General features: G+C 71.1%; 21 protein-coding genes. 15 read left to right on the top strand and 6 right to left on the bottom strand.

Features of this window, described 5'->3' with window-relative positions:
* Window positions 1–29: 29 nt before the first annotated feature.
* Window positions 30–491 carry a universal stress protein gene (locus tag FKD65_RS00270; protein ID WP_141575038.1) on the bottom strand — a complete coding sequence of 154 codons (462 nt, stop codon included), beginning with the start codon at window positions 489–491 and terminating at the stop codon, window positions 30–32.
* Between the two features lie 180 nt (window positions 492–671).
* Between FKD65_RS00270 and FKD65_RS00275 the strand changes: the two genes are divergently transcribed.
* The 8 genes from FKD65_RS00275 (at window position 672) to FKD65_RS00305 (ending at window position 8,537) form a co-directional block, all read left to right on the top strand.
* The gene (locus tag FKD65_RS00275) at window positions 672–1,328 is read left to right on the top strand and encodes an HAD family phosphatase (protein ID WP_240809907.1); all 657 of its coding nucleotides are present in this window, start codon (window positions 672–674) and stop codon (window positions 1,326–1,328) included.
* A 215-nt stretch (window positions 1,329–1,543) separates the two neighbouring features.
* The gene (locus FKD65_RS00280; RefSeq protein ID WP_141575041.1) at window positions 1,544–1,969 is read left to right on the top strand and encodes a hypothetical protein; all 426 of its coding nucleotides are present in this window, start codon (window positions 1,544–1,546) and stop codon (window positions 1,967–1,969) included.
* Between the two features lie 429 nt (window positions 1,970–2,398).
* Complete coding sequence (locus FKD65_RS00285) at window positions 2,399–3,391, top strand: ABC transporter permease (protein WP_141575043.1); 993 nt, start codon at window positions 2,399–2,401, stop codon at window positions 3,389–3,391.
* 163 nt (window positions 3,392–3,554) lie between these two features.
* Complete coding sequence (locus FKD65_RS44675; protein WP_205718489.1) at window positions 3,555–3,698, top strand: hypothetical protein; 144 nt, start codon at window positions 3,555–3,557, stop codon at window positions 3,696–3,698.
* 62 nt (window positions 3,699–3,760) lie between these two features.
* Window positions 3,761–5,200: an ABC transporter substrate-binding protein gene (locus FKD65_RS00290; RefSeq protein ID WP_205718490.1), complete on the top strand. Its 1,440-nt coding sequence runs from the start codon at window positions 3,761–3,763 to the stop codon at window positions 5,198–5,200.
* Between the two features lie 105 nt (window positions 5,201–5,305).
* A complete protein-coding gene (locus FKD65_RS00295; RefSeq protein WP_141575045.1) occupies window positions 5,306–6,319 on the top strand; it encodes an ABC transporter permease in 1,014 nt (337 codons plus the stop codon).
* Complete coding sequence (locus tag FKD65_RS00300; RefSeq protein ID WP_141575047.1) at window positions 6,319–7,386, top strand: ABC transporter ATP-binding protein; 1,068 nt, start codon at window positions 6,319–6,321, stop codon at window positions 7,384–7,386. Before FKD65_RS00295 ends, FKD65_RS00300 begins: the two co-directional genes overlap by 1 nt.
* An 80-nt stretch (window positions 7,387–7,466) precedes the next feature.
* On the top strand, window positions 7,467–8,537 hold the full coding sequence (locus tag FKD65_RS00305) for an ABC transporter ATP-binding protein (protein WP_141586191.1): 1,071 nt from the start codon (window positions 7,467–7,469) through the stop codon (window positions 8,535–8,537).
* Between the two features lie 111 nt (window positions 8,538–8,648).
* On the opposite strand, the gene FKD65_RS00310 is transcribed toward FKD65_RS00305, so the two are convergent.
* From FKD65_RS00310 to FKD65_RS00330, 5 genes are all read right to left on the bottom strand, one after another.
* Complete coding sequence (locus tag FKD65_RS00310; protein ID WP_240809908.1) at window positions 8,649–11,150, bottom strand: ABC transporter permease; 2,502 nt, start codon at window positions 11,148–11,150, stop codon at window positions 8,649–8,651.
* Window positions 11,147–11,977, bottom strand: coding sequence for an ABC transporter ATP-binding protein (locus FKD65_RS00315; RefSeq protein WP_141575049.1), 831 nt, complete (start codon window positions 11,975–11,977; stop codon window positions 11,147–11,149). The genes FKD65_RS00310 and FKD65_RS00315 overlap by 4 nt, the downstream gene beginning before the upstream one ends.
* A gap of 243 nt (window positions 11,978–12,220) precedes the next feature.
* Window positions 12,221–12,901, bottom strand: a complete 681-nt coding sequence (locus FKD65_RS00320; RefSeq protein WP_141575051.1) for a response regulator transcription factor — start codon at window positions 12,899–12,901, stop codon at window positions 12,221–12,223.
* 110 nt (window positions 12,902–13,011) lie between these two features.
* Entirely contained in the window at window positions 13,012–14,235 is a 1,224-nt protein-coding gene (locus tag FKD65_RS00325; RefSeq protein ID WP_141575054.1) for a sensor histidine kinase, read from the bottom strand.
* Window positions 14,236–14,330: 95 nt separating this feature from the next.
* Entirely contained in the window at window positions 14,331–15,314 is a 984-nt protein-coding gene (locus tag FKD65_RS00330; protein ID WP_141575056.1) for a PD-(D/E)XK nuclease family protein, read from the bottom strand.
* A gap of 138 nt (window positions 15,315–15,452) precedes the next feature.
* Here FKD65_RS00330 and FKD65_RS00335 point away from each other — a divergent pair, with 138 nt between their 5' ends.
* The 7 genes from FKD65_RS00335 (at window position 15,453) to prcA (ending at window position 23,704) form a co-directional block, all read left to right on the top strand.
* The gene (locus FKD65_RS00335; protein WP_240809909.1) at window positions 15,453–16,634 is read left to right on the top strand and encodes a site-2 protease family protein; all 1,182 of its coding nucleotides are present in this window, start codon (window positions 15,453–15,455) and stop codon (window positions 16,632–16,634) included.
* 63 nt (window positions 16,635–16,697) lie between these two features.
* Window positions 16,698–17,636, top strand: a complete 939-nt coding sequence (locus FKD65_RS00340) for a tRNA (adenine-N1)-methyltransferase (protein ID WP_141575058.1) — start codon at window positions 16,698–16,700, stop codon at window positions 17,634–17,636.
* Between the two features lie 245 nt (window positions 17,637–17,881).
* Window positions 17,882–19,645: a proteasome ATPase gene (gene arc, locus FKD65_RS00345; RefSeq protein ID WP_141575060.1), complete on the top strand. Its 1,764-nt coding sequence runs from the start codon at window positions 17,882–17,884 to the stop codon at window positions 19,643–19,645.
* A gap of 130 nt (window positions 19,646–19,775) precedes the next feature.
* Window positions 19,776–21,293, top strand: coding sequence for a depupylase/deamidase Dop (dop, locus tag FKD65_RS00350; RefSeq protein WP_141575063.1), 1,518 nt, complete (start codon window positions 19,776–19,778; stop codon window positions 21,291–21,293).
* 273 nt (window positions 21,294–21,566) lie between these two features.
* Entirely contained in the window at window positions 21,567–21,776 is a 210-nt protein-coding gene (locus tag FKD65_RS00355) for a ubiquitin-like protein Pup (protein ID WP_021593619.1), read from the top strand.
* Window positions 21,777–22,069: 293 nt separating this feature from the next.
* Window positions 22,070–22,915 (top strand): proteasome subunit beta, encoded by an 846-nt coding sequence (prcB, locus tag FKD65_RS00360; protein ID WP_141575066.1) that lies wholly within the window; start codon window positions 22,070–22,072, stop codon window positions 22,913–22,915.
* 21 nt (window positions 22,916–22,936) lie between these two features.
* Window positions 22,937–23,704, top strand: a complete 768-nt coding sequence (gene prcA, locus FKD65_RS00365; protein WP_205718763.1) for a proteasome subunit alpha — start codon at window positions 22,937–22,939, stop codon at window positions 23,702–23,704.
* Window positions 23,705–23,895: the final 191 nt, after the last annotated feature.

Below are 23,895 nucleotides of genomic sequence, written 5' to 3' on the forward strand. Positions count from 1 at the left end.
CCCGCGGCGGAACCCGGGTTACGATCGGGTCACCGGCCCCGGGGAGTGGTGTGCACGATCAGCACGTCGCAGGGCGCGCGGTGGGACAGGTTCGCCGGGACGGAGCCGAGGATCCGGCCCGCGAGGCTGTTGAGGCCCCGGTTGCCGATCACCATGAGGTCGACGGGGCGCTCCTTCGCCAGCTTCGACAGCACGTCCACGGCGTCGCCCTCGACGGCCTCCTGCTCGATGTCGGTGGCCCCGGCGGCGACGGCCCGCTCCCGCGCGGCGCGCAGCGCGTCGTCGGCGGGCGTGGAGCCCTGGACCTTGTAGGCCAGGTCGCCGAGCCGGTCGGAGGCACTGGCCCGCTCGCGCTCCGGCATGGGGCTGTAGGCGGAGGCGAGCAGGAGGGTGGCGCCCGTGGCGGCGGCCAGCTGCGCGGCCCTGTCGACCGCGCGGAACGAGGAGTCAGAGCCGTCGGTGCCGACGAGGATGATGCGGTACGCGCTCATGCCGTTCCTTACCCGTTAGTAGTCACTGGTGGCACGCTATCGGTCCGGTGACCCATCCGTCACCGTCTCTTTGCACACCCCGTCCAAGAGGCGCCAAACCTCCGGACCGGACGGTCCGGAGTGTCCGTTGATCACATGGATAGGGTGGTTCTCCCGGTTGGTGCGGCGTAGGGGAGAGACGTGACCGATGGCGGCCCGCAGGCGGTGCTGTTCGACATGGACGGCCTGCTCATCGACTCCGAGCACGTCTGGCTCGAGGTGGAGTCCGAGGTCATGGCGTGGCTCGGCGGCGAGTGGAGCCCCGCCCACCAGGAGCGCCTGGTCGGCGGCTCCCTCTACCTGGCCGTCGACTACATGCTGGAGCTGACCGGCGCCGACGCCCCCCGAGAGGAGGTCGGCCGGCGGATGCTGGACGGCATGGCCGAGCGGCTCGGCGCCTGCGTCCCGATGATGCCCGGCGCCAAGGACCTGCTCGCCGAGGTCCGCGCCGCCGGGATGGCGGCGGCCCTGGTGTCCTCCAGCCACCGCCGGCTGATCGAGCCGGTGCTGGACGCCGTCGGCCGCGAGCACTTCGCGCTCAGCGTCGCCGGGGACGAGGTCGCGAGGACCAAGCCCCACCCCGAGCCGTACCTGACCGCCGCCGCCCGGCTGGGCGCCGACCCCGCCCGCTGCGTGGTCCTGGAGGACTCCCCGAACGGCGTCGCGGCGGCGGAGGCGGCGGGTTGTGTCACCGTCGCCGTCCCCGGCCTCCTGCCGATCCCGCCCGCGCCGGGACGGACGGTGGTGGCCTCGCTGCGCGAGGTGGACCTGGAGCGGCTGCGCTCGCTGGTCGTCTGACGAGGGCCGCGCCCGCCGTCCGCCCGGCCGCGGGCCGCGCCGGCCTGATACCCGCGGGGCGGTGCCCGGGAGGCTCCGAAGGAGGGGTCCCCAGGGGAAGGGTCCCGCCGAGGGAGGAGGCGGGCCCGGCCGCAAACCGTCCGCCTGGAGGAGCAGAACCGGCGTTTCACGTGTGACGATGGAGAGAGCACCGCCGCACGGAGTGAGGGGCCGGCATGAGCGACTCAGTCATTTTCGCGATCAGTCTCGGGGTGACCCTCGTCGGGCTGGTGATCAGTTGGGGCGCCTACCGCCGCCGGGGCGCGGCCACCGGGCTGCGCGGCGCCGCCCTGTCCCTGGTGCCGCTCGCCGCGGCGATGACGGGCGTCACCGAGTTCTTCGTCGACCTGGCCTTCAGCCCGGTGAAATGGGCCGGCGTCGCCGTGGCGGGCCTCGCCGTGCTGCTCTACCTGGCCTCCGGCGCGATGCTGAGCCGCCGCGGGGACGCCGGGGGCGGCAAGGCCGCCAAGGGCGGCGAGGGACACCGCTCCGCGGGGCGCGCCGCCAAGCCGAAGCGCGGCGTCGAGGGGCCCGCGCCGGGCGGGGGCGACCCGGAGATGGCGGAGATCGAGCGGATCCTCCGCGACCGCGGGATCTCCTGAGACCGAGCGGCTCCCGCACGCGTCACGACGGCGGGCCGGACGTCCCGATACGGGCGTCCCGGCCCGCCGTTTCTGCGCATCCGGGCCCTGACCTGCGGACGATCAGTCTCAGATCGGACTCAGTACGGTAAAGCTTGTCGTTCCGGACCCCTCCGGAGTTGCCTGCCTCGTGTCAGTCGAACGTACTATTCGGGCGATTTGTCCGATGTGGCATACAGACGCGTGTTTGCCAGATGACGACGAGATCACAAGTCAGATACGGGTACTTCCGATGTACGCCTCACGGATGGACAGTCGTGCCCGAAGGACTACGTTTCCCTTCAGCAAACGCGGCGTAACGGGCACGGGGGCAGCGGACGATCTCCGCGACCGCCGGTCACTCGCCGGCGGCAGGCAGAACCAGTGGCCGGACGGTAGGAGGTATCGAGCGTGGCCGCACCCATAGAGGTGACCGGGTCCGACAGCGAGGCGCAGCCGGAAGCGGTACTTGTCGGTGTCGACAAGAAGAAGATCCAGGGGCGCTCCCTGGGGCAGATCGCCTGGATGCGGCTGAAGCGGGACAAGGTCGCTCTCACCGGCGCCGCGATCGTTGCCGTGCTCATCGTGATCGCGATCGTCGGCCCGTACTTCGTGCAGAACCCGCTGACGTACCACCAGAACCTGATCGACCCGACCTACAACCGGCCGAAGTCCGGCATCTGGCACACGGGCATCAGCGGCGAGCACCTGCTCGGCGTGGAGCCCGGCACCGGTCGCGACCTGCTCGCCCGCATCGTGCACGGCGCCCGGATCTCGCTCCTGGTCTCGTTCCTGGCGACGCTGATGTCGGTGGTCATCGGGACGGTCATGGGCATCACCGCCGGCTATTTCGGCGGCTGGGTCGACTACCTGATCAGCCGGGCGATGGACGCCTTCCTGGCCTTCCCGCTGCTGCTGTTCGCGATCGCCCTGGTCGGCGTCGTCTCCGACGGAGCGTTCGGCCTGAACGGCAACGGGTTGCGGATCTCGGTCCTCGTCGTGGTCATCGGCTTCTTCAACTGGCCCTACATCGGCCGCATCATCCGCGGCCAGACGCTGTCGCTGCGCGAGCGCGAATTCGTCGACGCCGCGCGCAGCCTGGGAGCACGCAACTCCTACGTGCTCTTCAAGGAGATCCTGCCGAACCTGGTCGCGCCGATCCTGGTCTACTCGACCCTGCTGATCCCGACCAACATCCTGTTCGAGGCGGCGCTGTCGTTCCTCGGTGTCGGCGTGATCCCGCCGACGCCGTCCTGGGGCGCCATGCTGACGCTCGCGGTGCCGATCTACTCGTCGGACCCGGCCTACATGATCATCCCCGGTATGGCCATCTTCATCACCGTCCTCGCCTTCAACCTCTTCGGTGACGGGCTGCGGGACGCTCTCGACCCTCGGGCCAAGTGACTCGGGTTCAATCGACCCGTCTAATTGAAGGGGTGCGCCTGCACATGAACAAAATGAGACCGTTTGCGGTCTTCGCGGCCGGTGTGGTCGCGGCCGCTGGGCTCGCCGCCTGCGGCGGCGGTGAATCCGGAGGCTCGGGGAGCGGCCCGGGTACAACGCCGGTGTGAACGAGGTCGTCAACAAGTCGGACAAGAAGGGCGGCACGCTCAAGCTGGCCGACTCCGACGACTGGGACTCGCCGGACCCCGGCAACACCTACTACGCGCGTTCTCCCAGAACTTCGCCCGCCTCTACGGCCGCGGTCTGACCACGGCCAAGGCGGCGGCGGGCAAGGAGAGCCTCGAGATCGTCCCTGACCTGGCCACCGACATGGGCCAGTCCACGGACGGCGGCAAGACCTGGACGTACAAGCTGCGGACCGGCGTCAAGTACGACGACGGCACCACGGTCACGTCCAAGGACGTCAAGTACGCGATCGAGCGCAGCAACTACACCAAGGAACTGCAGCTCGGGCCGAAGTACTTCAAGCAGTACCTCGTCGACAACAAGCCCGCCTACAAGGGCCCGTACGACGACAAGAGCGACGAGGGTCTCAAGTCCATCGAGACCCCCGACGACCAGACGATCGTGTTCCACCTGAACGAGCCGTTCCAGGAGTTCGACTACCTGGTCGCGATGTCGCAGTCGATCCCCGTGCCGAAGGCCAAGGACACCGGCACGAAGTACGAGACCGCGATCGTCTCCAGCGGCCCGTACAAGATCGACAACTACACGCGCGGCAAGTCGATGTCGCTGTCGCGCAACCCGAACTGGAACCAGAGCACCGACCCGCTCCGCAAGGCGCTGCCGGACAAGATCGAAGTCCAGATCAAGCAGAACGCGGACGACATCGACCAGCGCCTGCTGGCCGGCTCGCTCGACATGGACATCACCGGCGTCGGCGTCCAGTCCGGGACGCAGCCGAAGGTGCTGACCCCCGAGCAGAAGCCGTACGTGGACAACCCCGTCCAGGGCTTCCTGCGGTTCATGTCGCTGAACGTGCACGTCAAGCCGCTCGACAACATCCACTGCCGGCTCGCCGTGCAGTACGCGACCGACAAGGTCGCCGCGCAGACCGCCTACGGAGGCCCCCTGGCCGGCGGCGACATCGCCACCACCGTCCTGCCCCCGTCGGTGGACGGCTACACCAAGTTCGACCTGTACCCGCAGAAGCAGGCCGAGGGCGGCGGTCTCGACCAGGCCACGCTGGCGAAGGCCAAGTCGGAGCTGCAGCAGTGCGGGAAGCCGGACGGCTTCACCACCAAGATCTCGGCGCGGTCGGACCGGCCGAAGGAAGTCGCGATGGCCGAGGCGATCCAGCAGAGCCTCGCCAAGGTCGGCATCAAGGTCAGCATCGTCCAGTTCCCGGCCGGTGACTACTTCAACAAGTACGTCGGCGCGCCGAAGTACGTCCACGACCACGGCATCGGCATGATGCTCATGGCTTGGGCGGCGGACTGGAACACCGGCTACGGCTTCCTGTCGCAGATCGTGCACGGCCAGGCGATCAAGCCCTCGGGCGGCAACAACCTCGCCGAGCTCGACGACCCGAAGGTCAACCAGGGGCTCAACGACGCGATCTCCAACCCGGACAAGGCGGCCCGCCTGAAGGGCTACGGTGAGGTCGACAAGGCGGTCATGGCGACCGGCGCCGAGGTCCCGCTGATCTACGCCAAGGCCCTGATGTACCGGCCGAAGCGCGTGACCAACGCGGGTATCACTTACTACTACGGCGGAATGTACGACTACCTCAACATGGGCGTGGAGTGACACTCCGCTTCGTCCGTGCGTACAGCTGAAGGCAGGTGAAGGCGACGCCCGCCGGCCGGTCCGGGACCCACAGGTCCCGCCGGCCGGCGGGCTGGGCCGAGCAATGTGTTCGCATACATAATCCGGCGCCTCATCGGTGCCGTCATCATGTTGCTGCTGGTCAGCATGGTGACCTTCGGCATCTTCTTCTGGCTGCCCAAGCTCTCGGGGCAGACGACCGACCAGATCGCGGCCGCCTACGTCGGTAAGGCGCCGACCGTCGAGGCCATCCAGGACACCAAGGAGCGGCTCGGCCTCGACAAGCCGGTCGTGGTGCAGTACGGCAACTACGTCAAGGCCATCGTGGTCGGCAAGGACTACAAGGCCGGCCCCGTGACCGACCACTGCCCCGCGCCGTGCCTCGGGTACTCGTTCCGCAGCAGCCAGCCGGTCCTGGAGACACTGGTGGACCGGGCCCCCGCCACCATGTCGCTGTCCCTCGGCGCCGCCGTCATCTGGCTCATCGCCGGTATCGCCACGGGCGTGGTGTCGGCGCTGCGCAGAGGCACGGTCTGGGACCGCGGGGCGATGATCATCGCCCTGGCCGGCGTTTCGCTGCCCATCTACTTCACCGGCCTGGTCTCCCTCGCGCTGTTCTCCTACAGCCTCAAGATCTTCCCGGGCGGCGGCAGTTACGTTCCGTTCACTTCGAACCCGCTGACCTGGTTCGAGTCGCTGGTGCTGCCCTGGATCACGCTGGCGTTCCTCTACGCCGCGATGTACGCGCGGCTCACCAGAGCGGGCATGCTGGAGACGATGAACGAGGACTACATCCGCACCGCCCGCGCCAAGGGGCTGCCGGAGAAGACGGTCGTCACCAAGCACGCGCTGCGCGCCTCGCTGACGCCGATCCTCACGATCTTCGGCCTCGACATCGGCCTGCTGCTCGGCGGCGCGGTGCTGACCGAGAACACCTTCGGCATCCCGGGCCTGGGCCAGCTGGCGATCAGTTCGATCAGGGGCGGCGACCTGCCCATGGTGCTCGGCGTGACGCTGGTCACGGCGGCCTCCATCATCGTGATCAACCTGATCGTCGACATGCTGTACGCGATCGTCGACCCGAGAGTGAGGCTTGGCTGATGACCGGCACCGCGCCCGCCGCGGACACCGCGGGCACCGGCGAGGCCCCGAGCGCTTTCCTCGAGGTCCGCGACCTGAAGATCCACTTTCCGACGGACGACGGGCTGGTCAAGTCCGTCGACGGACTGTCGTTCCAGTTGGAGCGCGGCCGCACGCTCGGCATCGTGGGCGAGTCGGGCTCCGGCAAGAGCGTGACCAGCCTCGGCATCCTCGGCCTGCACAACCGGCGCAACGCCGACGTGTCCGGGGAGATCTGGCTGAACGGCAAGGAGATCGTCGGCGCCCCGCAGAGCGAGGTGCGCCGGCTCCGCGGCCGCGACATGGCGATGATCTTCCAGGACCCGCTGTCGTCGATGCATCCCTTCTACACGGTCGGCAAGCAGATCATCGAGGCCTACCGGGTGCACAACGACGTGTCCAAGTCGGTGGCGCGCAAGCACGCCATCGACATGCTCGGCAAGGTCGGCATCCCCAAGCCGGACCGCCGGGTGGACGACTACCCGCACCAGTTCTCCGGCGGCATGCGCCAGCGCGCGATGATCGCGATGGCGCTGTCCTGCGACCCCGAGCTGCTGATCGCCGACGAGCCGACCACCGCGCTGGACGTCACCGTCCAGGCGCAGATCCTCGACCTGATCCGCGACCTGCAGCAGGAGTTCAACTCCGCGGTCATCATGATCACCCACGACCTCGGGGTGGTCGCGGAGCTGGCCGACGACATCCTGGTGATGTATGCGGGCCGCGCGGTGGAGTACGCCTCCGTCGACGATGCCTTCCACCAGCCGCTGCACCCCTACACCTGGGGGCTGCTCGGCTCGATGCCGCGGCTGGACCGGGAGCGCTCGGAGCGGCTGATGCCGATCGAGGGATCGCCGCCGAGCCTGATCAACGTGCCCTCGGGGTGCGCGTTCCATCCGCGCTGCCCTTACAGTGACCTCAACGGGGACAAGAGCACGACCGAGCGGCCGGAGCTGGTCGAGGTCGAGCCCGGCCACAAGGCCGCGTGCCACCTCCCGCTGGAGAAGAAGCGGCAGATCTGGAACGACGAGATCCGGGCGAAGCTGTGACGAGCACGGGTGGGAACGAGACTGTGAACACAACGAAGACCCCGGCCGACGAGACCCGTCAGGCCGCGGAGACCCGCCCCGTGCGGGACGGCGAGCCGCTGCTGGAGGTGGACAACCTCGGCAAGCACTTCCCCGTCACCGCGGGGCTGCTGCGCCGGCAGGTCGCGGCGGTGAAGGCCGTCGACGGCGTGTCGTTCTCGGTCCGCAAGGGCGAGACGCTCGGCCTGGTGGGCGAGTCGGGCTGCGGCAAGTCCACCACCGGCCGGATGATCATGCGGCTGCTGGACCCGAGCTTCGGCAAGATCACTTTCGAGGGCCAGGACATCACCAAGATGTCCCAGGGGCGGCTCCGGCCGCTCCGCCGCGACCTCCAGATGATCTTCCAGGACCCGTACTCGTCGCTGAACCCGCGCAAGACGGTCGGCGCGATCGTCGGGGCGCCCTTCCGGCTGCAGAACATCGAGGCCAAGCAGGGCGTGAAGAAGGCCGTCCAGGAGATCCTGGAGCTGGTCGGGCTGAGCCCCGAGCACTACAACCGCTACCCGCACGAGTTCTCCGGCGGCCAGCGCCAGCGCATCGGCATCGCCCGCACCCTGGCCCTCAAGCCGAAGCTGATCATCGCGGACGAGCCGGTCTCGGCGCTGGACGTGTCGGTGCAGGCGCAGGTCGTCAACCTGCTCGAGGACCTGCAGAACGAGCTCGACCTCACCTACGTGGTGATCGCGCACGACCTGTCGGTCGTCCGGCACATCTCCGACCGCGTCGCCGTCATGTACCTCGGCAAGATCGTCGAGGTGGCGGACCGGGCGGACCTGTACGAGCGGCCCATGCACCCCTACACCAACGCGCTGCTGTCGGCGGTGCCGATCCCGGACCCGAGCGAGCGCGCCGGCCGCAAGCGGATCCGGCTGCAGGGCGACGTGCCGAGCCCGCTCGACCCGCCGCCCGCCTGCCGCTTCCACACCCGCTGCTGGAAGGCGCAGGACATCTGCAAGCAGGTCGAGCCGCCGCTGGTCGAGCTCAGCCCGGGCCACCAGGCCGCCTGCCACTTCCCGGAGAACACCACGGTTAGCGCGACCGACGCGGTCGCCAAGGCCGCGGTGGCGCCCGCCGCCCCGGTCCCGGCCGAGGACCCGGAGCCCGCGGAGTAGCGCCGTGGCCGGCGCATGAGCGCGCCCCGCACCAGAGGGAAGCCTCACGCATGAGGAAGGCCCGGCCCCCGCGAGGGGGACCGGGCCTTCCTCATGGGCGCCCGCTCCGGACTACTCGGTGGAGATCGCCTTGAGGACGTCCATGCGGCCCGCGCGCCACGCCGGCCAGAGGGCCGCCAGGACGCCGATGACCACGGCCACCAGCAGGTAGACCACCAGGGTCCCGTACGGGATGGACAGGACGCCGAGGCCCTCGTCGGCGAGCGCGTTCTGCAGCGCCGCGCCGAACGCCACCCCGATGCCCATCCCGAGCAGCGCGCCGAAGAGCGCGATCATGATGGACTCCAGCCGGATCATGCGGCGCAGCTGCCGGCGGGAGATGCCGATCGCGCGCAGCAGCCCGATCTCCCGGGTCCGCTCGATCACCGACAGCGCCAGGGTGTTGATCACTCCCACGGCCGCGATGATGACGGACATCACCAGCAGGATCGTCAGGAACGTCACGAACCCGTCGACCTGCTTGCGGGCATCGGCCTTCAGCGACGCCTGGTCGGAGACCTTCAGGTTCGGGTAGGCCTTCAGCGTCGACTCGAGCGCGCTCTTCGTCGCCGCCGACGGCGCCGAGGCGTCGACCACGATCGCGGCCACGGACGGAGTCACGGTGTGCCGCAGGTGCGCCTGCTGGGAGATGAGGCGGGGGCCGATCAGATCGCTCCTGGCGTACACGCCCGTCAGCGTCAGCCGCTCGGTGCGCCCGTCGGTGAACTGCACCGGGACCGCCGCCCCGACCTTCCAGCCGCGTGCCTTCGCGGTGGCCTCGTCCACCATGATCCCGGAGTCGCCGATGGCGGTGCCACCGGAGACCATCTTCAGCCGGGCGGCCTTGGCGATCACCGCGACGTCACCGGCCATGTACCAGGCCCGCTTGTCGTTGATCTTCGCGTCGCCCTCGTAGGTGGGGGACGCGGAGACCACTCCGGGCGTCGCCCCGACCTTGCGCGCCGCGTCGGCGCTGATGCCGCCCGCGCCCTCGACCTCGACGAGGTAGTCGGCCCCGAACTGCGCGTCGACCTGCTCGTCCACCGAGGCCCGCATCGTCGCGCCCATCACGTTGACCGTGGTGATGAGCGCCAGCCCGATCATGAGCGCCGAGGCGGTCGCGGCGGTGCGGCGCGGGTTGCGCAGCGCGTTCTGCCGCGCGAGCCGGCCCGGGGAGCGCAGCAGCCGGGCGAACGGCGCGCCGAGCACCTTCATCACGGGGACGCTGATCACCGGGGCGAGCATCGTGACGCCGATGAAGACACCGAACGCGCCCGCGCCCACCGGGATCGCCGGGTTGCCGCCGCCCCCGGCCAGGCCCACGGCGATGAGGGCCGCCCCGACCAGGGTGAGCAGCGAGCCGAGCGCGACCCGGATCCGCAGCGACCGCTGCGGCAGCGCCACGTCGTCGCGCATGGCAGCCACCGGCGGGATCTTGGCGGCGCGGCGGGCCGGGAAGTAGGCCGACACGACCGTCACCACGATGCCCACCGCGTACGACCAGATGACCGGCCACACGGTGAATGTCAGCCCGCCCTGCCCGGCATCGCCCATCTGCGTCTGCAGCAGGGACGCCAGTCCCGCGCCGGCCGCGAGGCCGAGGGTGGAGCCGACCACGCCGACCGCGACGGCCTCACCGATCACCGCGCGGGTCACCTGCCCCCGGGCCGCGCCGATCGCGCGCAGCAGCGCCAGCTCGCGGGTCCGCTGCGCGACCAGCATCGAGAACGTGTTGAAGATGATGAAGGACCCGACGAAGATCGAGATGAGCGCGAACACGAGCAGGAACGTGCGGAAGAAGCTCATCATCGCCGCGATGTCGCTCTTGGACTCCTCGCGGAGCTTCTCGCCGGTGACGGCCTCCAGGTTCTGCGGCAGGGCCTTGGCGACCCGGTCGCGCAGCTCGGCCTGGGACGGGCCGGAGGAGCCCATCTCGATGTCGCTGAAGTAGCCGGGCTTCAGCATCAGCCGCTGCGCGGTCGCGGTGTCGAATCCGGTGAGGGTCGCCCCCATCAGGTTCCCGGCGTCGACGAGCCCGACGATCCGCATCCGGGCCGGCGGCCCCGCGGTGATGACCTGGGTGGTGTCGCCGACCCCGAGCTTGCCCTTCTCGGCGGTCTTGGAGTCGATGACGATCTCGTCCGGCCCCTGCGGGGCGTGGCCCGACGACAGGTCGTAGGTGCCGCCCGTCGTCCAGTTCGTCCCAATCTGAGGCGGACCGTTCTGCGCCGTCCCGACGATCTTCCCGTCCTTGCCGACGACGGCCGCGTACCCGCTGACGTTGCCCTTGGGGTCCTTGACACCGTCGATGCCCTGCAGGGTCTTCAGCACGGTCGCCGGCACGGGCTGCGACGGCGTCCCGTCGTCGCCGCCGTCGACGACCTTCTTGGCCCGCACGTCGACGGCCACGTTCGTGCCGATCCGGCTGAACAGGTCGTCGAACTGCTTGTTCATGCTGTCGGTGAAGATCAGCGTGCCGGCCACGAACGCGACGCCGAGGATGACCGCGACGGCCGTCAGCACCAGCCTGATCTTGTGCGCCGCGAGGTTGCGGAGCGTGACCTTGCCCATCATCGCGCCGACACCCCGGATTCGGGCGTGGCCGCGAGACGGGTGTTGTGACCGCCGGCGTCGAAGCCCTTCATGCGCTCCAGCACACGCTCGGCGGTCGGCTCGGTCATCGTGTCGACGATCTGCCCGTCGGACAGGAACAGCACCTGGTCGGCGTAGGCGGCCGCGGACGGGTCGTGGGTGACCATCACGATGGTCTGCCCCATCCTCCGCACCGAGTCGCGCAGGAAGCCGAGGACCTCGGCGCCCGAGCGCGAGTCCAGGTTCCCGGTCGGCTCGTCGGCGAAGATGATCTCGGGGCGGGAGGCCAGGGCGCGGGCGCACGCCACCCGCTGCTGCTGGCCGCCCGACAGCTCGGTGGGGCGGTGCTTCAGCCGCGGCCGCAGCCCCACCGTCTCGATCACCTCGTCCAGCCACGCCTGGTCGGGCCTGCGCCCGGCGATGTCCATCGGAAGCGTGATGTTCTCCAGCGCCGTCAGCGTCGGCACCAGGTTGAACGCCTGGAAGATGAAGCCGATCTTGTCGCGGCGCAACCGGGTGAGCTGCTTGTCCTTGAGGCGGGTCAGCTCGGTGTCACCGATGAAGACCTGCCCCGAGTCCACCGAGTCCAGCCCCGCCATGCAGTGCATCAGCGTGGACTTGCCGGATCCGGAGGGGCCCATGATCGCGGTGAAGCGGCCGCGGGGAATGCCGACGGTGACCCCGTCGAGCGCGACGACCTGGGCGTCGCCGCGCCCGTACACCTTCGCGATCTGCTGGGTCCGAGCGGCGAAGTCGCCCGCCCCGGGCGCGTGCGGCGCGCCGGCGGTCGATGGGGCGGTGTTCGTCACGTGAAACTCCCGTGGGTGAGTGAGCAGGGATGCGGCCGGACCGCGCCGTGCCCCCGGCGATCCGACTCTCAAAACCCTAGAAGCCCGACAAACCCGTTTCCTGGACCCCAGGAACGGACTTGCCCGTCCACCCACGGCAGGAGAAGGGACCCCGCCGTCGTCCTACCGGAGTAGGCCTCCGTCGCCGAAAGCCGGGGACCGCTCAGGGAACGACCCTGAGGCCCGCTCCGCGGGCCCCGCGCGTCAGCTCTGGCCGGGCCTGCTCAGACCCGTCTCGTAGGCGTACACCACGGCCTGCACGCGGTCCCGGAGGCCCAGCTTCGCCAGGACGTTGCCGACGTGGGTCTTCACCGTGGTCTCGCTGACCACGAGCTCCGCCGCGATCTCCGCGTTGGACTGCCCGCGGGCCACGTGCGACAGCACCTCGCGCTCCCGCTGGGTGAGGGTGTCGAGCCCCGGCGGGGGCGCCGAGTCGCGGACGGACGGGAGCCGGTTGGCGAACTTGTCGAGCAGGCGCCGCGTCACCGACGGCGCGACGATCGCGTCGCCCTCCGCCACGATCCGGATCGCCTGCACGAGGTCCTCCGGCGGCGAGTCCTTGAGCAGGAACCCGCTCGCGCCCGACCGGACCGCCTCGATCACGTACTCGTCCAGGTCGAAGGTGGTGAGGATCAGCACCTTGGGGTCGTGCGAGGCGGCGCCCTCCCGGATGATCCGGCGGGTCGCCTCGATGCCGTCCACCCCCGGCATCCGGATGTCCATCAGCACCACGTCCGGCAGGAGCGACCGGGTCATCTCCACCGCGGCGGCGCCGTCCCCGGCCTCGCCCACCACGGCGATGTCGGACTCCGCCTCCAGGATGAGCCGGAAACCCGTCCGCAGCAGCGGCTGGTCGTCGACTAGCAGCACCCGCACCGTGGTCATCGGGCCGACACCGCCGGCCGCCGTCCAGGACCCTTCATCGCCCAGCTCCTCGCCCTCACCGGACCGCCGCGTCCGCGGCGCCCGTGCCCCAACCTACGGCCTCGCACGGTTCACGGCTCCAGCGGGAACCGGGCCCGCACGCCGAACCCGCCGCCGACCCGCGGCCCGATCTTCAACTCGCCACCGTACAGCGCGACCCGCTCGTACATGCCGACCAGACCGTGGCCGGGATTGTCCCCGTTGCCGGCCATGAACGTCGACGTCCCGCGGCCGTCGTCCTCGATCTCGACCGTCAGGTCGCTGTCGCCGTAGTACAGCCGCACCCAGGCCCGGGCCTGCGGCCCCGCGTGCTTCAGCGTGTTCGTCAGCGCCTCCTGGATCAGCCGGAAGGCCGCGACGTCCACCCCCGGGGACGGCGGCCGCGCCTCGCCCTCCATCCACAGCTGCACCGACAGGCCCGTCTCCCGCACGTGCTCCAGCAGCTCGCCGAGGTCGCCGAGGCCCGGCTGCGGCGCCAGCTCCCGGCCCGGCCGCTCCGTGTCGCGGTCCGTGCGCAGCACGCCGACGATCCGCCGCATCTCGCTCAGCGCCGTCCGCCCGACCTCCTCGATCGTCGACATCGCCTCGCGCGCGCTGCCCGGGTCCCGGTCGATGATCCGGCGCGCGGCGCCCGCCTGCACCGTCATCACGCTCACGTGGTGCGCGACGACGTCGTGCAGCTCCCGCGCGATCCGGGACCGCTCCTCGACCCGGGCGGCGCGCGCGTCGGTGCCGCGCGCCCGCTCGAGCCGGGCGGCCCGGTCCTCCAGCTCGGCGAAGTACGCCCGGCGCAGCCGCAGGTTGCGGCCGAGCACCCACACGCCGATCAGCAGCGCGCAGTCGGTGATCAGCACCTCCGGGGCCGCCTCCACCGGCAGCACCAGCAGGTACGTGAGGAAGTAGACGAACGCCGTCACGCCGCCGAGCGCGCTCTGCGCCAGCCCCCGGTGCGCGGCCACGCTGTAGACGGCCATGAGGAACGCCACGACGTCCGGCACCGAGGGCGGGTAGTGCGCCGCCGCCATCACCAGCTCGCCGCCGATGATGACCAGCAGCACCGGCATCGGGTGGCGGCGGCGCCACGTCAGCGCCATCGTCACCGCGACGACGAGGAGCCCGTTCCAGACGTCCGGGGAACGGAAGCCGTCGTAGCCGTCGCCGGCGGGCAGCTCCTCCAGGAACAGCTGCGGCAGCCCCACCGCCAGCAGGCCCACCGCGAGCAGCGCGTCGGCCGCCATCGGCCGCGCCTGCAGCCAGGCACGGAAGGCGTGGAGACCACGGATGCGGGGTGACACGACACTCACCCTAGGAGGCCGCAGCAGGTCCCGACCCCTCCTGGACGCGGATCCGCCGTCCTCCCCAAGGATGACCCGGCCGCGCCGGGGGGCCTCTAGAGGTCGTCGTGCTCCCGCGGGCCGACCCCCGCGGGCGCCCCGGTCCCGGCGCCCTCGAGGTCGGCGGGGGAGGGGCGGTCCACCGGCGCCGCGGGCAGCGGCGGGGGAGTGCCGCCGAACTCCGGGCAGCGCTCCTTGTGGTCGCACCAGTCGCACAGCCGGCCCGTGCGCGCCCGCCACTCGCCGGTCTCCATCGCCCGCCGGATGGCCTGCCACAGCGCCTCGACCTTGCGCTGGGTGGCGCGCAGGTCGGCCTCGTCCGGCTCGTAGCGCAGGACCTCGCCGTTGCCCAGGTACATCAGCTGCAACAGCCGCGGCACCCGGCCGCGCAGCCGCCACAGCACCAGCGCGTAGAACTTCATCTGGAACAGCGCGCGCGCCTCGAAGTCGGCCCGCGGCGCCGTGCCGGTCTTGTAGTCGACGATGCGCACGTCGCCGCTGGGCGCCACGTCCACCCGGTCGATGTACCCGCGCAGCTTCAGACCCGAGTCGAGCACCGTCTCCACGAACAGCTCGCGCTCGGCCGGCTCCAGGCGGCGCGGGTCCTCGAGGGTGAAGTAGCGCTCCACCATCCGCCGCGCCTGCTCCAGCCACTGCGCGTGCTCGGCGTCGCCGGCGTCGCCGTCCTCGAACAGCCCGGCCAGCTCCGGCTCGGCCTCGAGCAGCCGGTCCCACTCGGGGGCCAGCATCTCCAGCGCCGCCTCGGGCGTGCGCGCCCCGGTCGGCAGGTCGAACAGCCGCTCCAGCACCGCGTGCACCAGCGTCCCCCGCACGGCCGCCGCGCTGGGCCGCTCCGGGATCTTGTCGATCACCCGGAACCGGTACAGCAGCGGGCATGTCATGAAATCGCCCGCACGCGACGGCGACAACGACCCGACCACCACCGCGTCCCCCGCGCCGCCGCCCTCGTCCGCCGTGCGCACGGACGGGACGGACGCCCTGCCGCCCGCCTCGGTGCTGCCCGTCTCGGTCGTCGTCATGGCACAGCACACTAGGCGACACCGCCGACGGAAATCCCGCATCCGCCGCCGTGCCCGCCGCCGTATCCGCCGGGGGGCGCGTCGGGCGCGGCGGCGCCCGCGGTCGGACGGCGCCGCCGGGGCCGTAGCATCGGGGGCGTGACACAAAGCGCGCCCCCGACCGAGGACAGGACCCCGGCCGGCGGCTCCGGGCCCGACGACGACCGCACCGGCCGCCCCGGCCTCCTCATGGGCCGGCTGTTCGGCGTGCCCGTCTACGTCTCGCCCAGCTGGTTCCTGGTCGCGGCCCTCGTCACCGTGATGTTCGAGGGCCAGGTCGACGGCGTCGTCGACCGCCCGCTGAGCTACCTGGTCGCCTTCACCTACGCCGTCCTGCTGTACGGCTCGGTGTTCGTCCACGAGCTGAGCCACGCCGTCACCGCCCGTGCCTTCGGGCTCCCGGTCCGCTCCGTCACCCTCCACATCCTCGGCGGGGAGACCTCCATCGAGCGCGAGGCCCCCACCCCCGGCCGCGAGTTCCTGATCGCCTTCGCCGGGCCCCTGGTCAACCTCGTCCTCGCCGGGCTCGGCCTGCTCGCCCACGCCGTCGTGCCGATGCCGGACGTCGCGCTGCTGCTCGTCGAGGCGCTCACCTTCGCCAACCTGCTGGTCGGCCTGTTCAACCTCCTGCCCGGCCTCCCGCTCGACGGCGGCCGCCTGGTGCGCGCCGTCGTCTGGAAGGTCACCGGCCGCAGCCGCAACGGCGCCGTCTTCGCGGGCTGGGTGGGCCGCGGCGTCGCCATCGCCTGCCTGGTCGCCGGCGCCTACCTCGCCACCTACGACACCGGCGAGGGCGGCGGCATCGGCTGGCTCGCCCTGCTCTGGTCGGCCCTCGTCGCCTCCTTCATCTGGGTGGGCGCCACGCAGTCCATCCGCGCCGAGCGCGTCCGCGACCGCATCCCGCTGCTGTCGGCGCGGCGCCTGGCCCGCCGCGCCACCCTGGTGACCCCCGACGTCCCGCTCGCCGAGGCCGTCCGCCGCGCCCGCGAGGACCACGCCGGCGCCATCGTCATCGCCGACCACGACGGCAGGCCCCTCGGCCTCGTCAGCGAGAAGGCCGTCACCGCCACCCCCGAGCACCGCCGCCCGTGGGTCAGCGCCGGCGACCTGTCGCGCGGCGTCGACGACGGCCTCACCCTGCCCGCCGACATCTCCGGCGAGGACCTCGTCGAGGCGCTGCGCCGCGCGCCCGCCTCGGAGTACCTGCTCGTCGAGCCCGGCGGCGGCGTCTACGGCGTCCTCGCGGTCGCCGACGTCGACCGCGCCTTCACCGGGATCTGACCGGCCCGCGCCCGCCCTCGCGGCGGACCGACCTGCCCGCGCCCGCCGCTAGCCTTGACCTCCATGAGCGAACCCCAGCCGAACGGCTCCGCACCGTCGCCCGGCCGCATCCCGCACGGCCCCTTCCGCCCCGGCGACCAGGTTCAGCTCACCGACCCCAAGGGCCGGATCAACACCATCACCCTCCAGCCCGGCAAGGTCTACCACTCGCACAAGGGGTCGGTCCCGCACGACGAGATGATCGGCAGCCCCGAGGGGAGCGTCTTCCGCTCCAGCGGCGGCACCGAGTACCTGGCCTTCCGCCCCCTGCTCGCCGACTTCACCCTCCGCATGCCGCGCGGCGCCGCCGTGGTCTACCCCAAGGACGCCGCCCAGATCGTCGCGATGGCCGACATCTTCCCCGGCGCCCGCGTCGTCGAGGCCGGCGCCGGGTCCGGGGCCCTGACCTGCTTCCTGCTGCGCGCCGTCGGGGAGCACGGCGTCGTGTCGTCCTACGAGCGCCGGCCCGACTTCGCCGACATCGCGCGGGCCAACGTCGAGAAGTTCTTCGGCGGGCCCCACCCCGCCTGGCGCCTCACCGTCGGCTCCCTGGAGGACGCGATCGCCGAGAGCGACGTCGACCGCGTCGTCCTCGACATGCTCGCCCCCTGGGAGACCCTCGACGCCGTCGCCAAGGCCCTCGTCCCGGGCGGCATGGTCTGCGCCTACGTCGCCACCACCACCCAGATGTCGCGCGTCGTCGAGGACCTGCGCTCCCACGGCCGGTTCGCCGAACCCTACGCCTTCGAGACGATGCTGCGCTCCTGGCACGTCGACGGGCTCGCCGTCCGCCCCGACCACCGCATGGTGGGCCACACCGGCTTCCTCGTCACCGCCCGGCGGCTGGCCGACGGCGTCACCCCGCCCGCCCGCCGCCGGCGTCCGGCCAAGGGCGCCCGCCCCGCCCCCGGCGAGGCCGCGCCCGCGGGCGGCGCCGCGCCGGACGGCCCCGCAGAGGCCTAGATCACATTCGGCCGGAGCCCATCCACCGGACTCGGCAAACGCCGTGCCACGACACGCCCGGTGCCCCGAACCCGCAGGTCCAGGGGTCGTAAGCCCCCGCCCCGCGGTACCTCCACGGGACCCCTGCCAACCCTCCCGGAAGACCCCCGCACGACACGAACACCGAATGGGCAGGTTACGGAAGCCCTCCAGATAGGTAGGGTCTCAGTAGGTCGTCGGCTCTCTTCGTGAGGAGGTGGCGGGGCGTGGCCGCTCGTGACGATGCTGGGGCGCGCAGGGCGCAGCACGAAAAGGAGGTCAAGGACCTCCAGACGCAGATCTCCTTCCTGGAGGAGGAGATCTCCGTGCTGCGCCGCAAGCTCGCGGAATCCCCGCGCCAAGTACGTGTGCTGGAAGAACGCCTCCATGAGGCACAGGCCAACCTGGCCGCCGTAACCGGTCAGAACGAGCGTCTCGTAGCGACCCTCAAAGAGGCTCGCGAACAGATCGTGGCGCTCAAGGAGGAGGTCGACAGGCTCGCACAACCACCCTCCGGGTTCGGCGTCTTCCTGGACGCCCGCGACGACGGGACGGTCGACATCTTCACCGGGGGGCGCAAGCTCCGCGTGAACGTCAGCCCGGCCGTCGAGATCGAGGATCTGCAGCGCGGCCAGGAGGTCATGCTCAACGAGGCCCTGAACGTCGTCGAGGCGCTGAAGTTCGAAGAGCAGGGCGAGGTCGTCATGCTCAAGGAGCTGTTCGACGACGGCGAGCGCGCCCTGGTCATCGCGCACGCCGACGAGGAGCGCATCGTCAAGCTGGCCGAGCCGCTGCGCGGCGTGGCCCTGCGGGCGGGCGACTCCCTCATGCTCGAGCCGAGGTCCGGCTACGTCTACGAGAAGATCCACAAGGCGGAGGTCGAGGAGCTCGTCCTCGAAGAGGTCCCCGACATCTCCTACGACGAGATCGGCGGCCTCGGATCGCAGATCGAGATGATCCGCGACGCCGTGGAGCTGCCCTACCTGCACGCCGACCTGTTCCGCGAGCACCAGCTCCGGCCGCCCAAGGGCGTCCTGCTCTACGGCCCGCCCGGCTGCGGCAAGACGCTCATCGCCAAGGCCGTCGCCAACTCGCTCGCCAAGCAGGTCGCGGAGAAGACGGGCCAGGAGGGCAAGAGCTTCTTCCTGAACATCAAGGGCCCCGAGCTGCTGAACAAGTACGTCGGCGAGACCGAGCGGCACATCCGCCTGGTCTTCCAGCGGGCCCGCGAGAAGGCCTCCGCCGGGACCCCGGTCATCGTGTTCTTCGACGAGATGGACTCCATCTTCCGCACCCGCGGGTCCGGGGTCTCCTCCGACGTCGAGAACACCATCGTCCCCCAGCTGCTCAGCGAGATCGACGGCGTCGAGGGGCTGGAGAACGTCATCGTGATCGGCGCGTCCAACCGCGAGGACATGATCGACCCCGCGATCCTGCGCCCCGGCCGGCTCGACGTCAAGATCAAGATCGAGCGGCCGGACGCCGAGGCGGCCAAGGACATCTTCTCCAAGTACATCCTCGACGGGCTGCCGCTGCACCCCGACGACGTCAAGGAGCACGGCGGATCGTCCGAGGCCACCGTCGAGGCGATGATCCAGCGCACCGTCGAGCGCATGTACACCGAGAGCGAGGAGAACCGCTTCCTGGAGGTCACCTACGCCAACGGTGACAAGGAGGTCCTGTACTTCAAGGACTTCAACTCCGGCGCGATGATCCAGAACATCGTCGACCGCGCCAAGAAGATGGCCATCAAGCAGTTCCTCGACACCGGCCAGAAGGGCATGCGGGTCAGCCACCTGCTGGCCGCCTGCGTCGACGAGTTCAGCGAGAACGAGGACCTGCCCAACACCACCAACCCCGACGACTGGGCCCGCATCTCCGGCAAGAAGGGCGAGCGGATCGTCTACATCCGCACGCTCGTCTCCGGGACCAAGGGCGCCGAGGCCGGACGCTCCATCGACACCGTCGCCAACACCGGCCAGTACCTGTAGCCCCCGACCCTGACGCACGCGTGCGGCGGCCCCTGCCGGCAGGGGCCGCCGCACGGGCGCGCCGCGCCACGCCCGCCGTTGGCAGCGGGCCCCATGGCTCCACTCTCCCGGCCCCGATAGGCTCGACGATATGAGTGTTCGGCGGGTGATGGGCATCGAGACCGAGTACGGCATCTCCGTACCCGGACAGCCAGGGGCCAACGCGATGGTGACCTCCTCCCAGGTCGTCAACGCCTACCTGGCGGCGTCGGCGGCACGGGCCCGCAGGGCCCGCTGGGACTTCGAGGAGGAGAACCCCCTCCGCGACGCCCGCGGCTTCGACCTGGCCCGCGAGGTGGCCGACCCCACGCAGCTCACCGACGAGGACCTCGGCCTCGCCAACGTCATCCTCACCAACGGCGCGCGGCTGTACGTCGACCACGCGCACCCCGAGTACTCGGCGCCCGAGTGCACCAACCCGCTCGACGCCGTCCTCTGGGACAAGGCGGGCGAGCGCGTGATGGCCGACGCCGCGCGGCGCGCCGCGCTCGTCCCCGGCACCCACCCCATCCAGCTCTACAAGAACAACACCGACAACAAGGGCGCTTCCTACGGCTGCCATGAGAACTACCTCATGCGCCGCGAGACGCCCTTCGCCGACATCGTCCGGCACCTCACCCCGTTCTTCGTCTCCCGCCAGGTCGTCTGCGGCGCCGGCCGCGTCGGCATCGGCGTGGACGGCCGCGGCGACGGCTTCCAGATCAGCCAGCGCGCCGACTTCTTCGAGGTCGAGGTCGGGCTGGAGACCACGCTCAAGCGGCCGATCATCAACACCCGCGACGAGCCGCACGCCGACCCCGAGAAGTACCGGCGGCTGCACGTCATCATCGGCGACGCCAACATGGCCGAGCTGTCCACCTACCTCAAGCTCGGCACCACCTCGCTCGTCCTCGCCATGATCGAGGACGGCTTCCTCACCGTCGACCTGTCGGTCGACATGCCCGTCGCCGCGCTCCGCGCCGTCTCCCACGACCCGTCCTGCAAGCACCTGCTCACGCTGCGCGACGGGCGCAAGATGACCGCGGTCCAGCTCCAGATGGAGTACCTGGAGCAGTCGCGCAAGTACGTCGAGGACCGGTTCGGCTCCGACGTCGACGAGATGACCAGGGACGTGCTGGACCGCTGGGAGTCCGTCCTGCACCGCCTCGGCGACGACCCGATGCAGCTGTCCAGGGAGCTCGACTGGGTCGCCAAGCTGTCCCTGCTGGAGGGCTACCGCAGCCGGGACGGGCTCGACTGGTCCCACCCGCGCCTGCAGCTCGTCGACCTGCAGTACACCGACATCCGGCCCGACAAGGGCCTGTACAACCGCCTGGTGGATCGCGGCCGCGTCGAGCGGGTGGTCACCGAGGAGCAGGTCCAGGCCGCCGTCGAGGACCCGCCCGAGGACACGCGGGCCTATTTCCGCGGGCGCTGCCTGCGCCAGTACGCCGATTCGGTCGCCGCGGCCTCCTGGGACTCGGTCATCTTCGACGTCCCCGGCCGCGAGTCGCTGCAGCGCGTCCCCACCCTGGAGCCCCTGCGCGGCACCAAGCAGCACGTGGGCGCCCTCCTGGACCGCTGCCGCACCGCCGCCGACCTCGTGGCCACCCTCACCGGCCAGGGCTGAACCCGCGGCACGGGCGAAATGAGCGCCCCGGAGGGATCCGCTCGCCCACCTGTTGGATAGCGGGACTATCGAGTGGGGGCGGCCCGCTGACGTGCCGCGACGGCGGCCGCCCTGTTTACTGGCCGGTTTGCCCGTTTCGCTGGGGCGCGGACCGGCGATAACCCGAGCATGCCCCCGGTCCCCGGCCGGAGGCGGCGAAACGGAGCCGAGAGTTCCGCGCGCCGTCGAAGATCGGAGATAGGGTCGGAGGCACCGGCAGAGCGGAGGTAGGAAATGGCCACGAAGGACACCGGCGGTCAGAAGCAGACCACCCGGCGCACGGAAGAGGTCGAGGAGACCGAGGCCACGACCACCGAGGACGTGCAGGAGCGCCAGGAGAAGCTCACCGACGACGTGGACTCGATCCTGGACGAAATAGACGAGGTGCTGGAAGAGAACGCCGAAGACTTCGTCCGCGCCTATATCCAAAAGGGCGGGCAGTGACCCCTGATTCCAGCGGCTCGGCCGCATAGCGAATCGCCGTTTCCCCGGGGGCGGAACTCCGACCTGACACGGCAGTGACGACATGGGACATGGGTGGGCCGAGGCGGCCCGCCCATGTTCGTGCGTCCGGGGCCGGCGGCGCGGCCCGCGCGGCGCCGCGCCGGGTTCGCCGTGGGCTGACCGGACCGGTGATCGGGCGGCATGCGCGCGGGCGACCTTGAACAGTAGGGTCGTAGAGTCCGCGCCGGTGAGATCATCCAAGCCGGCGCCATGGTGGAGGGGAAGGGAGTCGCGTGGCGTCCCACGATTCGCACACCGGACGTCTGCCGGGGTTGTTCGCGAGCCCGGATACGTCGTCGTTCACGGAGTTCCTCGGGGCGTACTCCCCGGACCTGCTGCCCGGCAGGCGGACGCCGCCGGCGTCGCGGGCGGGCGAGGACATCCCGCACGGGACGACGATCGTCGCGGTCGCCTTCCCCGGCGGGGTGGTGATGGCGGGCGACCGGCGGGCGACGGCGGGCAACGTCATCGCGCAGCGCGACATCGAGAAGGTCTTCCGGGCCGACGAGTTCTCCGCGATCGCGATCGCGGGCACCGCCGGCATCGGGATCGAGATGGTCCGGCTGTTCCAGGTGGAGCTGGAGCACTACGAGAAGCGCGAGGGCCGGACGCTGTCGGTCGAGGGCAAGGCGAACCGCCTGGCGACGATGGTGCGGCAGAACCTCGGGATGGCGATGCAGGGCCTGGCGGTCGTGCCGCTGTTCGCGGGCTACGACGAGGAGCGGAACGAGGGGCGGATCTTCTCCTACGACCCCGCGGGCGGCCGCTACGAGGAGCGCGACTTCCACTCGATCGGCTCGGGCTCGGTCTTCGCGCGGGGCGCCCTGAAGAAGCTCTACCGGCCGGACCTGTCGGCGCAGGACGCGGCGCTGGCGTGCGTCCAGTCGCTCTACGACGCGGCCGACGACGACTCGGCGACGGGCGGCCCCGACCTGACCCGCCGGATCTTCCCCGTGGTGGCGTCGGTGACGCAGGACGGGTACCGCCGGCTCGGCGAGGACGAGGTGGGCGCGCTGGCGCAGGCCGTCGTCGACGGACGTTACGACTCGCCGGGCGGCCCGACCGCCCCGCTGCGATAGAAGGGATCCAGACCGGTGTCCATGCCGTTCTACGTGTCGCCCGAACAGCAGATGAAGGACAAGGCGGACTACGCGCGCAAGGGGATCGCGCGCGGCCGCAGTGTCGTGGTGCTGCAGTACGACGACGGCATCCTGTTCGTGGCGGACAACCCGTCGCGGGCGCTGCACAAGATCAGCGAGATCTACGACCGGATCGCGTTCGCGGCGGTGGGGAAGTACAACGAGTTCGAGAACCTGCGGCTCGGGGGCGTCCGCTACGCCGACATCAACGGCTACCAGTACGACCGCCGGGACGTGACGGCGCGGGGCCTGGCGAACGTGTACGCCCAGTCGCTCGGGACGATCTTCACCGAGACCAACAAGCCGTACGAGGTCGAGTTGGTCGTCGCGGAGGTGGGGGAGGACGCCGAGACCGACCAGATCTACCGGCTGACGTTCGACGGCTCGGTCGCCGACGAGCACGGCTACGTCGCCATGGGCGGGCAGGCCGAGGCGGTGGCGCAATCGCTGAAGGACGGCTACCGGGAGGGCTCCTCGCTGGAGGACGCGCTGCGCACGGCGGTGCGGGCCCTGGAGGCCCAGGACTCCGACCGCCACCTGGAGGCGACGTCGCTGGAGGTCGCGGTGCTGGACCGCAACCGCGAGCACCGTCTGTTCAAGCGGCTGTCGGCCGCGCGTATCGGCGACCTGCTGGCGGCGGAGGGCTCGGGGCCGGGCATCACCTCGGGCGGCGCGGCGGACGACGAGGACGCCGGGGGCTCCGCCGGCACCGGGGCTGACGAGGACTGACGCGCATACCGCGCCCCCGGCGCGGCGCCGGGAGGCGCCCGCCGGACGCGGACGGGCCCGCGGGGCGGGCGGCCACGGCCGCCCGCCCCGCGGGCCCGCGGCGTGCCGGGCGGTCGCGGGCGGCTCGCGGGGCGGCGGCCGGGTTCACCGGAAACGGTGGGTCGAGAGACTGCCAAGTGACGGCCGCGCCG

It is taken from the genome of Actinomadura sp. WMMA1423, assembly GCF_006547145.1.
In the GTDB taxonomy this organism is placed as follows: Bacteria; Actinomycetota; Actinomycetes; order Streptosporangiales; family Streptosporangiaceae; genus Spirillospora.

Bases quoted from the DNA above. Each gene is read 5' to 3' on its own strand.
- dop (WP_141575063.1), top strand. From the start codon at position 19,776: ATGAGTGTTCGGCGGGTGATGGGCATCGAGACCGAGTACGGCATCTCC.
- FKD65_RS00330 (WP_141575056.1), bottom strand. From the start codon at position 15,314: ATGACGACGACCGAGACGGGCAGCACCGAGGCGGGCGGCAGGGCGTCC.
- prcA (WP_205718763.1), top strand. From the start codon at position 22,937: ATGCCGTTCTACGTGTCGCCCGAACAGCAGATGAAGGACAAGGCGGAC.
- FKD65_RS00280 (WP_141575041.1), top strand. From the start codon at position 1,544: ATGAGCGACTCAGTCATTTTCGCGATCAGTCTCGGGGTGACCCTCGTC.
- FKD65_RS00310 (WP_240809908.1), bottom strand. From the start codon at position 11,150: ATGATGGGCAAGGTCACGCTCCGCAACCTCGCGGCGCACAAGATCAGG.
- FKD65_RS00300 (WP_141575047.1), top strand. From the start codon at position 6,319: ATGACCGGCACCGCGCCCGCCGCGGACACCGCGGGCACCGGCGAGGCC.
- FKD65_RS00270 (WP_141575038.1), bottom strand. From the start codon at position 491: ATGAGCGCGTACCGCATCATCCTCGTCGGCACCGACGGCTCTGACTCC.
- FKD65_RS00320 (WP_141575051.1), bottom strand. From the start codon at position 12,901: ATGACCACGGTGCGGGTGCTGCTAGTCGACGACCAGCCGCTGCTGCGG.
- FKD65_RS00340 (WP_141575058.1), top strand. From the start codon at position 16,698: ATGAGCGAACCCCAGCCGAACGGCTCCGCACCGTCGCCCGGCCGCATC.
- FKD65_RS00355 (WP_021593619.1), top strand. From the start codon at position 21,567: ATGGCCACGAAGGACACCGGCGGTCAGAAGCAGACCACCCGGCGCACG.
- FKD65_RS00290 (WP_205718490.1), top strand. From the start codon at position 3,761: ATGGGCCAGTCCACGGACGGCGGCAAGACCTGGACGTACAAGCTGCGG.